The following is a 13751-nucleotide window of genomic DNA, read 5'->3' on the forward strand; positions in this document are numbered from 1 at the left end:
GTCAGCTTTTATAGCGCTACGCGCTAGGCAACAGGCAACAGGCAACAGGCAACAGTAAACTGTGAGTGGGTTTGGTGGATTTAGGAATGTCCTAACCTAAACTTGTAGCGCTATAATTCTTTACTGAGGGAACCACAAACTGGACAGTCTGGGTCATGGTAAGGGCGAAGTTTAGAGAATTCCATGGCATCCAAATCCATTGTCAGCAGTTGCGATCGCAGGGATTTACTAAATCCTGTAATCTCTTTGATTGCTTCTGAAGCTGCTAGACAAGCTAGTGTTCCAGAAACTACACCCAAGACTCCAAATCCACGTCTATCCCATTCTGGTTTTTCTGGGAATAGACAAGACAAACAAGGAGTTTTACCAGGAACTATGGTAGTTAAATAAGCTTCCATGCTATTCATAGCAGCTTCCACCATTGGTTTGCGCCAACGTACACAGGCAGCATTAAGTAAATTCCGTTCGTCAAAGTTGTGGGCGCAGTCGAGGGCAATATCTGCCGACTGTACTAATGTGTCTGCATTTTCAGCAGTGACATATTCTGGTACGGCTTCGATTTCCACATCTGGATTAATGGCAGCTAGGGTTTCCTTGGCTTTATCTACTCGCAGCTTACCTACCCAATCATCTGTCATCAAGATTTGACGATTCATGTCATCAAGGCGTAGTTCCCCTCCTCGGACTAAAATCAGCTTCCCGACACCTGCTACTGCTAAATACAGTGCTACTGTGCCACCCAACCCACCAACTCCATTTACCACTGCTGTAGCTGATTTGAGTCGTTGTTGTGCTTCCTCTCCAAAACCTGGAAGCATCATTTGGCGACTATAACGTTCTAATTCTTTGGGTGTCAGGTCGAACACTATATTTGCTCCTTACTCAGCAGTTATTTCTGTTAATTTAACTACATCTTTATGTTCTTGTTGAAAGACTGGAAATACTTTTTGTTCTTGAGCGCTAGATGTTAAGAAAGTTTGATAAGCCGACTCTAATGCTGTTTTATATTCTGTCAATTTTTCAGCTTCTGCTAGTCCTGTTTTTTCGTCAACTTCTGCAATGGCTCCAGAAAACATTTTTAATATATGGAGGCGATTTACGTTTACTGCTGTTTGGTCGTAGGGAATGTCAAAAAAGCTGAGGAAGTCTTCTGCATCTACGAGCTTTTGGAAGTCTGTTAATGTCTTCATTTGATGAACCCCTTATTTATTTAGTAGTAGCTATGTTGTACTTTATTATTCTAGACAATAATCGCAACAAGTGTTGCAAATTTTGATTTTTTTTTAGATTCTTGCCAGCCCAAAAAAATGCCATAGATTTTTAGAGAGAGGCAGTTAGATATTGAAAGAATATTCATCTAACTTACCTCTCAAATTCAGGAAAAGTTTACTTTTTAGAGTTTGCAAACTTCCTTATATTTTTTGACTAGCTCAATGCCAGCTTTAGCCATTCTTTCGCCTTCATCTTCTAATTTTTCTAGGGAAGTAAACCCAAAACGTTGAGCATCCCGTAAAGTTCTAGAAACTACTAAAAGACGACCACAAAATACAAGTGCCCAGCCAAATCCTTCATGGTTGATACTAATAACAACTTGCATAATTTGATTGGTTTCTAATTCAATGCAAGTTGCTATGGCATTGTAGAATAATTTAATCCGAGCTAAAGTCATCGGATTAACTTCTTCTTCTGTGGAAATTTGGCGTTTTTCTTGCTTACTTACAATATAAGGCTTGACAATTAATTCAGGAGACCAAGACTTATATACTCCATAAGAGTCTTGAGCTTGAACTGCTCTAATTAATTCCTTAATAAAAGGAGCGGAATAAATCTCGGTTGTTGTTGTTGTTTCTGTTTGAACAGTCATAGTTTTACACCTCTTCAAGTACAGCTTCTAAGTCAGATTCAGAGTTTTGTTGTAAAGCTTTTCTGAGCCAGGGGGGAGGACTACCTTTTAATGTTTCTACTAATCTGTCCAGAAGATCGGTAATTTTGTCTTCTGGAGATTTTGATTTCATTGGGGTAACTTTTTTGTTGATTAAACGACCTGCTGCTGGACCACCAATTTCTAGTACATAAACTATTGTACAGTCGAGCAAAGCTTCAACTTTAGCGTGTAGTTTATCTAGTTTTTCTTGTTTTGTAGCATCTTGATTAAGATTACCAGCAAAAACGAGTGGCTCTAGAGTTTTGTATCCTTTGTCATCAACTTCATATAAAGCCATTTGTTTGGCAGAGCCAAAGTGACCATTTATATGAATAAAATCACTGGTTGCAAATGCAACTTTCATCGTTGTTTTCCTCCTTTTTATGTACCAAAGTAAGCATTCAGCTATTAGCTGTCAGCTATCAGCTATCAGCAAAAGGTACAAATTTGAATAGCCTGCTATTAAAAGCAAAAGCAATAGCTGAATGAATACTAATCAAGCAATAGCTGACGGCTGATAGCTGACGGCTGATAGCTTAGGTTTGTAGCGACAATAATGAATAATCATTGGTATGAATTTTTGATTCCTCTTGCTCTAGGAAGATATTACCAATGTCAAATAATAAATTCATTGTACCACGATAACCAACATTACAACGTTGACCATTGCCTAGGCGATCGTGAATTGGCATACCCATGCGATATAGAGCAAGACCTAATTTCTCAGATATTAGTTTACCATGAGAATTCGTAATCAATAAATCTGAACCTGCGGCTACTTCCTCTAAGTCTCCCAAGTCGCCAATAATTACATTTTCTGTAGGCAATTTTTCCAATAAGGGCGATCGCGTAGTTGTTACAGCAGCCTTAATATCTGCCCCCATTTCCCGCAAAAACCAACTGGTTGCCCAAAGTAAATCTGGTTCCAGGGCAATAGAAATCTGCTTATGGCCAAGATAGAAGTGAGTATCGAGCATCGCATCCTGTAATTGACGGCGTTGACGCTGATATTTTTGAGGTACTTCGCAACCCTTATCTAAATGGGGATCGGTACGAGAAACAACTAACTGAGACAATTTTAGCAAGAAACTGTCTACAGCACCCAAACCAGTTAACCGAGGGAACACTTGATATTGAGTACCAAATTTTTCTTCTAATATCTGAGCAGCATTCCGCAAACTTTCCCCAATAACCAGAGTAAAACTTGACTGACTTAAATTACGAAGTTCCTCTATAGTTGTACCACCAGAACTTGTGGCGCTATAACTATCATCAACCAAATGTCCGTCCAGAGACTGAGATAAGTCAGGTACAACTATTGGTATTAAGCCAAAAGATTCCACAATATCTCGAACTTCCTGTACATCTCCAGGAGCAAGACAACTACCCGCTAAAATTGTCACGAAAGGCTTTTCAGTAGGAATTGCTTCACCGTAATCATAAGCCACAATACTCTCAACAGTAGCAGCAAAGCCATCCTGGGCCGAACCCTTATAATCTGGACTAGAAACATTTAATATTGGCAACTCATCTAACTCTGGATGCTCTTCCCTAAATTTATTGAGAATACCCTGTATATCATCACCCCTGGTTTCAGTTAAACCAGTACTCAACAAACCAATAACTTCTGGTTTCGACTTCTCAACTTGGGTAAGAATAGCTGTCTCTATATTATCCTCTCCTCCCAAAATAGTTGTCACCTCACTCATGGCAGTGGTAGACAGAGGAATAGCCTCGTGGAAGTGATTCACCAACAATACCTTGGCAAAAGCAGTACAACCTTGAGTCCCGTGGAACAGTGGCATCATGCCTTTAATTCCTAAGTAAGCTAAGGAAGCACCTAGAGGTTGACTCAATTTCAGAGGATTTGTGGATAAGGACTTTTTGGGAAAGCTAACTGTTGCAGGTGGAATATTAGTCAGACTTGGTAAAGTTTCTATTTCCAATACATCATCTATCTGACATTCTCCTAACCAAGGCACAGGTTGTCGCACTTGTTCCCAAACTGGACTATGGAGTGCTTCATCTAATTCCTTTGCCATTTCGATGGTGCCGTGATAACCTGCGTAGGGATGATGGCGTTCTTGGTTAATGTGCAAAAATGGAATTCTCGCTTTGAGGGCGGTATATTGGTTACGACCTCCGGCGATGAGCATATCAGCTTTTGTGTCAGCAATTACTTTCAGCAGAATTTCGGCATTGCCCTTTTCTAGCAAAATACCATCTTTGCCCAATAATTCTTTGATTTTTGCTTTGTCTTCTTCAGTACTTTTCTTCGTGCTAGTAGCGACTACATCCATCCCTAAATCTTGAGCCGCCGAGATAATAGACCAACTTTTCACCCCACCTGTGTAGAGTACAACTCTTTTTCCTTTCAAACGTTGGCGATAAGGTTCTAATATTTCTTGGAGAATAGCTGTTTCTTCGGCAATGAGTTTTTCTGTACGCTCTTGCAGGTCAGCATCTCCAATTTTGGCAGCAATATTTCTGAGACAGTTGTTAATATCGGCAACACCATAAAAAGATTCTTCAATATAAGGAATGCCGTATTTCTCCTCCATTTTCCGTGCCATATTGATCATTGCTTTGGAGCAGATCATCACGTTGAGTTTGGCACGGTGGGCATAACAAATTTCTTTGTAGGTAGCATCTCCGGTGATTTTTGACAATACCCGGATGCCAAGTTTTTCAAACAGAGGTAACATTGCCCACATTTCACCCGCAATATTATATTCGCCGATGAGGTTAATATCGTAGGGTGTGGTAAATTCTGGTTCGGAAGTACCAACTACATGATCTAATAATGCTTCGGCACTAACTCGGTTCCCTAAATTTTTACTACCAATGAAACCAGGAGAGTTGACAGGAATAACAGGAAGTTCTAATTTTTTAGTAGCTACTTTACAAACTGTTTCTAGGTCATCTCCAATTAAAGAAGTAACGCAGGTAGCGTAGACAAATACCGCTGGAGGTTGGTAGCGTTTTTTCAGTTCAGCGATCGCCTTCAATAATTTTTTCTCCCCACCCATGATAATGTCATTTTCACCCATGTCGGTGGTAAAACCCATTTTGTAGAGATGAGCTTCAGAAGAAAGACTACCACGAGTTCCCCAGGAGTTACCGGAACAACCAAGAGGCCCATGAACTAAATGAGCTGCATCTGTGATGGGTACCAGGGCAATGCTAGCTCCATCAAAAGCGCAACCTCCTTGAGCTGCTCCTGGTGTTGCTTGTTGTTGACAGCCTTTTTGTTTTTTATCTCCGTTTTTGTGTTTGTGGTTGTGTTCGCAACCTGGCTCATTCATCAGTTCGGCAACTTTGCCTGGGGTCATCATAGCCATGTTATTAATCTCTTTTTTATTAACTACTATGGGGCGGGGTTCGGGAGTAGGGGAGTGGGGGAGTAGGGGAGTGGGGGAGTGGGAGAGATTAGAGTATTTTTAAACCTTTTTCTCCTATTGCCTCTATCTCACTTCCAGCTCCTGACTCAAAAATTTAGTCAAGGCAAAGATACCAAATGGGTTTTATAGAGTAGAAAATCTTAGAATGACAAATTTTTGTTATTATTTAGGATGACAAATTTTTATTATTAGTTTTGTATAGAAGTTATCATTTTGTAGGTTGGGTTGATGAACGTTAGCGGAGCTTATCCGGAGGATAAACCCAATAGAGCGAGAATGACAAATTTTTATTATTATTTTTGTATATAAGTTAAGTTAGCATTTTGTAGGTTGGGTTGAGGAACGAAACCCAACAATATACTCCAGTAGGGTGTTTTAGCGTTTGCGCAGCATTTTGCACCGAAAGCGTAACACTCCGAAATATTTGTTGGGATGGCGGTGCGTTACATTTAATTAACGCGCTCTACAAAATGGCTGCTTACAGAATAATAAATTTTTATTATTAATGATTTTGTATAGTGAGTATATCAAAGATAATGTTCGTAAGTATCGAGCTTGTTGTTGGGTTGCGCTAGCGCTTAACCCAACCTACCTAATCTTAGACTGACAAATTTTTGTTTTTATAAAGAAGAGATCATTGTCTGTAGGAGATAACTTAAACCTTTGCTCAAGGTCAGCTAAAGTAGTGATAGTTTTGGTAATAGGAGAAGTTTGAATCATATAGCAGGGAATAGGGAACAGGTAGTAGTTTCACCATAAATTATCCCTGAATACCTTTCAAGCCAGAATAGGGGCAAACTGCCATTTGCCCCTACAAAAATTAGATGGTATTAGATGGTTAATGAATTAACGAATCAAGTCAAAAGATGTGTCGTTAACACCTAGCTCCATGCTACCACGGTCTAACTCATCGAGGATAGTATTAACAATCCAGTTGAGTAGATTGAATGCTCCTTTGTATCCTAAGATAGAATAACGGTGCTGGTGGTGGCGATCGAAGATAGGATAGCCGATACGTACTAATGGAGTACCAGTATCACGTTGTAGGAACTTACCATAGGAGTTACCAATCAACAAGTCAACTGGCTCAGTATCCAACAGTGAACGTAAGTGCCATAAGTCCTTACCGATCCAAACTGTAGCATCTTTACCATTAGGATCGTTAGCTAATAATTCCTTAGCTTCCTCTTCAAAACCATTAACGTTACCGTTAGTCACAACAACGTGAACTGGCTGCATACCTAACTCTAGAGTGAAGTTCAACAAGCCTAATACATGGTCAGGATCGCCGTAGATAGCAATGCGCTTACCGTGTAACCAAGCTTGAGAGTCAGTGATAGCATCAACTGCACGACCGCGCTCAATTTCTAGCTCTTCAGGAATAGCCTTACCAGTCAATTCAGACAACGCCATTAAGAACTCATCAGTACCACGGATACCTATAGGACGATATGTAGCTGTAGTTTGACCGCCTTTTTCTTCTAGGTACTCTAGAGTCTTAGGAGTGGAATATTTCTGGAAGGAGATAGTAGCCTTAGCATTGATGGAATCAGCACCTTCTGCCAAAGTTGTACCACCGTTGTACATCTTGAATTCGCCCAAGTTAGGAGAATCAAAGCTCTCAGCGTTATCAGCTAAAATGGTGTTAGGAACATCCATCAAAGATAGAATGCTCTTCAATTCCCGGATGTTGCCGATGTAAGGATCGAAACCAGGGATGAAGTTGATTTTACCGTTAGTAACTCCCTTCTTCTTACCTTCAGTTAGAGCTACCAGAATACCCTTGAGCATATTGTCATAGCCAGTGATATGAGAACCTACAAAGCTAGGAGTGTGAGCAAAAGGAACTGGGAAATCTTCAGGAACTGCACCTTGATTCTTGGAGGTAGTGATGAATGAACCTAAGTCATCTCCAATTACCTCTGCCATGCAAGTTGTGCAAAGAGCAATCATTTTTGGCTTGTACAAAGCATAAGAGTTTGCCAAACCATCAGTCATGTTCTTGAGACCACCAAATACCGCAGCATCTTCAGTCATAGAAGAGGAAACTGCTTGGAATGGCTCTTTGTAGTTACGGGTTAAGTGAGAACGGAAGTAAGCAACACAACCTTGAGAACCATGTACAAAAGGTAGAGTGCCTTCAAAACCTGCTGCTGCAAAGATAGCACCTAAAGGCTGACAAGCTTTAGCAGGGTTGATAGTTAGAGCTTCACGAGCAAAGTTCTTTTCGCGATATTCCCAAGTCTTTGTCCACTCACTAACTTTTTTGATTTCTTCCTTGGAAGGACCGCCTTCAAATTCTCTCTTCCGCTCGAACATTTCTTGATATTCTGGTTCTTGGAAAAGTTGAAAATGGTCTTTGATTTTGTCTACATTCTGACTCATGGTGTTTATTCCTCTATGGATATTAGGGATTTACAATTCTTGGAAGGCAGAGGGAAAAAGGAAACGAATTACAACTTTTAACCCCTCAATTCCTCAAATTTTGTTTCTATATTGGGGCAGCCGTAGAGATGGCATGACCCCATTACCTAGCTAAGTTTATCTTCTAAGCCAAAGCCAAAATCAATACTTCTGACTTCTGACTTCTGACTTCTATTAGCTAGCTTGCTTCCAAGGAGCCTTGATTAAGTTCCAAGTTGGGCTATTGAGAGCTAGATCCATGTCACGAGCGAAGATAGCGAATCCATCATAACCGTGATAAGGACCAGAATAATCCCAGGAGTGCATTTGACGGAATGGCATACCCATTTTCTGGAATACATACTTCTCTTTAATTCCAGAAGCAATTAAATCTGGCTTTAATTTCTTAGCGAATTCCTCGAACTCATATCCACTAACGTCATCATAGATAAGAGTACCTTCTTTAGCATACTCAGCAGTACGCTTGTAGTCATCACCGTGACCGAACTCATAACCAGTACCGATAACTTCCATTCCTAGATCGTCGAAAGCAGGAATAACGTGACGTGGACGTAGACCGCCAACCATCATCATTACTTTCTTACCTTCTAAACGAGGACGATACTTAGCAATTACTGCATCAGCTTGTGCTTGATACCTGGCGATTACTTTCTCTGTGTTTTCTTTGATAGTATCGTCGAAGTAAGAAGCAATTTTCCGTAGAGACTTAGCAATTTGAGTAGGACCGAAGAAGTTGAACTCAGTCCAAGGTATACCATACTCTTCTTCCATGTAACGGCAGATGTAGTTCATGGAACGGTAGCAGTGAATGAGGTTGAGATTCACCCTAGGAGCCATGAATACTTCGTTATAAGTACCATCACCTGTTGCTTGGCTAACTACTCTTAAGCCGATTTCATCTAATAATAGACGAGAACTCCAACCGTCTCCACCGATGTTGTAGTCAGCGATTAAGGATACGTCATAAGGAGTGGTCTCAAAGCCGATCTCTTCGTTAGTGATTTCAGCGGAAGGCTCATATACCCAGTCACGCACTGTGTCGTTAGCGATGTGGTGACCTAATGACTGAGAAACACCACGGAAACCTTCGCAACGTACTGGAACAACTGGCTTATTGAGTTCTTTAGCAGCTTTTCTAGCTACTGCTTCGATGTCATCACCAATTAGACCCACTGGGCACTCAGATTCAATTGTGATACCAGCATTTAGAGGGAATAAATCTTCGATTTCCTTCATGATTTTGGCGAGTTTCTTATCTCCACCAAAAACGATGTCTCTTTCTTGGAAATCGGAAGTGAATTGCATTGTACCAAAGGTATCAACACCAGTTACACCGTTGTAGTAGTTACGACGACCTGCCCAGGAATAATAACCGCAACCAACAGGACCGTGACTGATGTGAACCATGTCCTTAACAGGACCCCAAACCACACCTTTTGCTCCAGCAAATGCACAACCACGAGTTGTCATTACACCAGGAACTGATTTTACGTTAGACTTAACGCCACAGTCAGATCCTTCTTCTAAAACGTTGAGGTGCTTTTTCCGTCTTTTAGCAGCTTTCTCAGGATAAGCGTCTAAGACTTCTTGAATTAACTGTTTGTTCTGTTCGACTTTTTCAGATGCCATGTTACATATCTCCTTTCGGATATTTGATTTAGTGTTTGAGTTTTGTATTAGCGGGGGCAGGTGCTTTTCTAATGTCTGCAAAACCTGCCCCTACATACAAATTAATTAATACAAGACTCACTACTACTTGTGTCTTTGGATGGGGTGCGCTCTGCACACCCCCACTTTTGTACTAGAAGATTTTCAGCTTACTTAAGCTTTCTTTTCTGCTGCTAAAGCTGCATCTTGTGCTGCAATTTGTTGCTGACGATCATCTTCGTCACCTAATAGACCGAACTCAATTAACAACTCTTCTAATTCATCCATTTCTAGAGGAGTAGGAATAGTTAGTTTTTCGTTGTTGATGATTTTCTCAGCTAATGTATTGTACTCTTGAGCTTGGTTATCTTCTGGAGAATACTGTTCAACAGTCATACGACGGATTTCAGCGCGTTGTACAACGTTGTCGCGAGGTACGAAGTGAATCATTTGAGTGTTCAAACGAGCTGCTAAGTTCTCGATTAACTCAACTTCACGGTCAACCTTACGGCTGTTACAGATTAAACCACCTAAACGTACACCACCAGCATGAGCATACTTAAGAACACCACGAGCGATGTTGTTAGCAGCGTACATTGCCATCATTTCACCGGAACATACGATGTAGATTTCTTGAGCTTTGTTTTCACGGATAGGCATTGCAAATCCACCGCAAACAACGTCACCTAGTACGTCATAACTTACGAAATCTAGGTCTTGATAAGCACCTTCTTCTTCTAGGAAGTTGATAGCAGTGATAATACCACGACCTGCGCAACCTACACCAGGCTCAGGACCACCAGACTCAACGCAACGGATTCCAGCAAAACCATCTTTCAATACTTCGTCTAGTTCTACGTCTTCAACTGCACCGCGCTCTGCAGCAACGTGAAGTACAGTAGTTTGAGCTTTAGCGTTTAAGATTAAACGAGTAGAATCAGCTTTAGGGTCACAACCTACGATCATAATTCTCTGACCGTGACGGTTAGCCATTGCAGCTAGAGTGTTCTGAGAAGTAGTGGATTTACCGATACCGCCTTTTCCGTAAAATGCAATCTGACGCATGATAGATTTCTCCGTTTTGTTAGTATATTTGACTTGAGTTTGAATGAATGTGATTTTGATTCTGTAAAAGTTTCCTTAGAGTTTGTGTTTGATATATAGCTGCTATCGTCTAGGGCTTTTGGCTTTACAGTATCACATTCAATATTGTTCGTGTAAGAACAGTGTGTGTTTAGCAGCAACATTGAGTGCCCGGAGGCGCTCGCCCTAAAGCTTGAGCAGGCATAACCTGCGTGTATATAGTTGTCATCAATGCACCCGTTATTATTTGTTATTTGTCGCTGTAGTTAGCATGATTTTAAGTTTTACTTATCATCAGTCAACAGTTAATTTTTTTTAAACTTGGCTGAATAAACCTTGATAACTAACAACTGCTAACTGTTTTATGCTTCTTCTACTACAAGACTTTCGCTTACTCGTTCTTTTAATGTAGCTTCGATCGCTCCTTTGAGTGTCGCCATTGCACTACTGCAAGAGCCACAGGCTCCTTTTAGTGTGACTAGCACGCGATTGCCATCTACATCGAACAGTTCAACATCTCCTCCATCTGCCGCGAGAACAGGTCTCACTTCTTGTTCCAAAACTTGTTGAATTAATGTAATTTTTTGTAGATTTGTTAGTTTGCCTGCTGGTTTTGTAGTTGTAGGATTTTGTTGTGTTGTAGGTTCTGGCGTTTCGTAAACCGATGCGATTAGATCGTCAATATCTGCCAGACAGGAACCACAACCACCACCAGCCTTCACATAGTTTGTTACTTCTTCCGCTGTTTTGAGGTTGTTTTCCCGAATTACTCGCTTAATCTTATTTTCGGTAATTGCAAAACAGCTACAAACTAATGCACCTTCGTGGTCTTCTTCGTGAACTTCTACTTCAATACCTTTATATTTAAAAATTGCTGCTTCTAATGCTTCCTCTCCCATGACTGAACAGTGCATTTTTTCTTCTGGCAGCCCTCCCAGGTATCCTGCGATATCCTGGTTTTTGATATTCATGGCTTCGTCTATGGTTTTGCCTTTGAGCATTGCTGTCAGGGCAGAAGATGAAGCGATTGCACTTGCACAGCCAAAGGTTTGAAATTTTGCATCTAAGATTTCGCCGGAAGCTTCATTTACTTTGAGGTGTAGGCTGAGAGCATCTCCACACGCTATACTTCCTACCTCACCGCTAACTACCTTTTCCCCTTCTTTCTGGTCTGTAATGGTTCCTTGATTTTGGGGGTTATAGAACAAGTCCATTACCTTTTCAGTATATTCCCACATAGCCCTTATTGTTTAGAACACCCTAATTTTTACTGATGAAAGTTGCGCTTTTTCTTGAAGATTACTACTCAGTTTCTAGAGCAATAATTTATTAATTTTTTTAGGTGGGGTTAAACTTGTATATTATTTAGTATTGCACATTTTTTATATTCAAGCAACCCTTTTTTCCTTAAATTTATTTTTCAAGTAATCAGCGTTGAATTTTACTCATTTCCCCTAGAAGTTATATTGTTTATACTCTAGGTTGAGGAATATTTTTTCTGTTAATCCTGCTACAATTTTGTGAGTTCTTACGTGAGATATACCCCTCTTTAAGCTATGCAATGATTGTTGCGGAATCAACAGAGTTTTTCTGTTATTGTTGCTACAAAAATGTAGCGTAAACAAAAGTGTAGTAATCCTTAAAACATTGTAAATTTTAGGATTGTACAGTTGCCTCTTGTCGTTCTTGCAACCAATTAGCTTGGTCGTTCTTAAAGGGGGATAAAGCCCGTAAACGCTCCACAACAGTAGGCATCACTGCTAACACTTCCTCAACTTCTTGGCGGGTTGTATAACGTGATAATGAGAAACGAATCGAGCCATGCAAAATAGTGTAGGGCAGACCCATTGCTCGCAAAACGTGAGATGGTTCCAGAGACCCAGAAGTACAAGCAGATCCAGAAGAAGCACAGATACCATAATGGTTCAAATGCAGCAATATTGCTTCTCCCTCAATAAACTTGAAGCCAATATTAGTAGTATTAGGCAACCTTTCAGTAGGATGACCATTCACAGCACAATCAGAAATAGCAGCAAGAATGCCGTTCTCCAAATAATCGCGCAGTTCCCGTTCCCGGTCGATATGTGCCAAATGCTCCTGTGCTAATTCACAAGCTTTACCCAGAGCAATAATACCAGGCACATTTTCCGTACCACCACGGCGACCACGTTCCTGATGTCCGCCAATTAATAACGGACGGAACCGAGTACCACGACGTACATATAAAGCAGCAATACCCTTGGGTGCGTGCAATTTGTGACCAGAAATAGCCAGCATATCTACAGTGCTATTCTTCATATCCAGGGGAATTTTCCCTGCTACTTGCACCGCATCAACATGAAATAGCGCACCATATTCCTTAGCTATCTGCCCAATTTTCTCTATGGGGAAAATCACGCCTGTTTCATTATTAGCGTACATAACGGAAACCAAGGCAGTATCACCTGTAATAGCAGCCTCTAGTTCCATTAAATCTATCATTCCTTGGCTATCTACTGACAGATAAGTAACGGTATAACCCTGCTTTTCCAAATGCTTGCACAGATTCAAAACTGCCGGGTGTTCTACCTGAGTAGTAATGATATGCCGTTTATTTGGTTGGGCAGTGAGAGCAGCTCGAATTGCAGCATTGTCGCCCTCAGTACCACAACTGGTAAAGACAATTTCTGTATCCTGGGCACCTAATAAAGCTGCAACTTGCGATCGCGCCTTTCTCACAGCTTTACCAACTTGTCCACCAAAAGTGTGCATACTAGAAGGGTTGCCATAAAACTGACTCAGGTAAGGCAGCATTTCCGCTAGCACTGCATCATCTACTTTGGTAGTAGCATTGTTATCGAGATAAATATTTTGTTGCATAGCTGACTAAATACTTGAGGTGATGGTTGTAGAGATGTTGAGGGAAGAAGGAAGAGGGAAGAAGGAAGAAGGAAACATCTTCCATTGCTTGAGTTTTAAGCTAATGTCAAATAATTGCCTGAAACTTCTGACTTCTGGCTTCCGTTGACTTCCGTTGTCTTGTGAAAGTTTTTAGCCTATAAGTTCTAACTTCTGAATTCTGATATCATGTCCGCTGGTATCGTTTGTGTAAACCCAAAGGTGAATATCTACAGGAAATTTAAGTTTTTTTCTTTCTCTTAAGTATTCCTACCTGTTGCCAGATGAGCTGTTGCCTACCTTTGCTATACAATACCGATGCTACCGGACATGATATGAGTTCTGAATTCTAAATTCTGAATTCTAAATTCTGAATTCCGTTTACCTATGCAGGT

Annotated in this window: 10 protein-coding genes; all 10 read right to left on the minus strand. The window is 40.7% G+C overall.

Going from position 1 to position 13751, the window contains the following annotated elements; all coding sequences use genetic code 11:
* Positions 1 to 110 precede the first annotated feature (110 nt).
* Positions 111 to 866 carry a HesA/MoeB/ThiF family protein gene (locus tag AC3DU7_RS03805; RefSeq protein WP_488038031.1) on the minus strand — a complete coding sequence of 252 codons (756 nt, stop codon included), beginning with the start codon at positions 864 to 866 and terminating at the stop codon, positions 111 to 113.
* A 12-nt stretch (positions 867 to 878) separates the two neighbouring features.
* Entirely contained in the window at positions 879 to 1190 is a 312-nt protein-coding gene (gene nifW, locus AC3DU7_RS03810; protein WP_488038032.1) for a nitrogenase-stabilizing/protective protein NifW, read from the minus strand.
* A 203-nt stretch (positions 1191 to 1393) separates the two neighbouring features.
* Positions 1394 to 1864, minus strand: a complete 471-nt coding sequence (locus AC3DU7_RS03815; protein ID WP_488038033.1) for a NifX-associated nitrogen fixation protein — start codon at positions 1862 to 1864, stop codon at positions 1394 to 1396.
* 4 nt (positions 1865 to 1868) lie between these two features.
* Positions 1869 to 2288, minus strand: a complete 420-nt coding sequence (gene nifX, locus AC3DU7_RS03820; protein WP_488038034.1) for a nitrogen fixation protein NifX — start codon at positions 2286 to 2288, stop codon at positions 1869 to 1871.
* 172 nt (positions 2289 to 2460) lie between these two features.
* Complete coding sequence (locus AC3DU7_RS03825; RefSeq protein WP_488038035.1) at positions 2461 to 5265, minus strand: bifunctional nitrogenase iron-molybdenum cofactor biosynthesis protein NifEN; 2805 nt, start codon at positions 5263 to 5265, stop codon at positions 2461 to 2463.
* Between the two features lie 906 nt (positions 5266 to 6171).
* Positions 6172 to 7710, minus strand: a complete 1539-nt coding sequence (nifK, locus tag AC3DU7_RS03830) for a nitrogenase molybdenum-iron protein subunit beta (protein ID WP_488038036.1) — start codon at positions 7708 to 7710, stop codon at positions 6172 to 6174.
* Positions 7711 to 7923: 213 nt separating this feature from the next.
* Positions 7924 to 9378, minus strand: coding sequence for a nitrogenase molybdenum-iron protein alpha chain (gene nifD / locus AC3DU7_RS03835; RefSeq protein WP_488038037.1), 1455 nt, complete (start codon positions 9376 to 9378; stop codon positions 7924 to 7926).
* Positions 9379 to 9570: 192 nt separating this feature from the next.
* Positions 9571 to 10461: a nitrogenase iron protein gene (nifH, locus tag AC3DU7_RS03840; protein ID WP_293073921.1), complete on the minus strand. Its 891-nt coding sequence runs from the start codon at positions 10459 to 10461 to the stop codon at positions 9571 to 9573.
* 380 nt (positions 10462 to 10841) lie between these two features.
* Entirely contained in the window at positions 10842 to 11717 is an 876-nt protein-coding gene (gene nifU / locus AC3DU7_RS03845; RefSeq protein WP_488038038.1) for a Fe-S cluster assembly protein NifU, read from the minus strand.
* A 418-nt stretch (positions 11718 to 12135) separates the two neighbouring features.
* The gene (gene nifS, locus AC3DU7_RS03850) at positions 12136 to 13338 is read right to left on the minus strand and encodes a cysteine desulfurase NifS (RefSeq protein ID WP_488038039.1); all 1203 of its coding nucleotides are present in this window, start codon (positions 13336 to 13338) and stop codon (positions 12136 to 12138) included.
* Positions 13339 to 13751 lie beyond the last annotated feature (413 nt).

The sequence above is a fragment of the Okeania sp. genome, assembly GCF_983059655.1.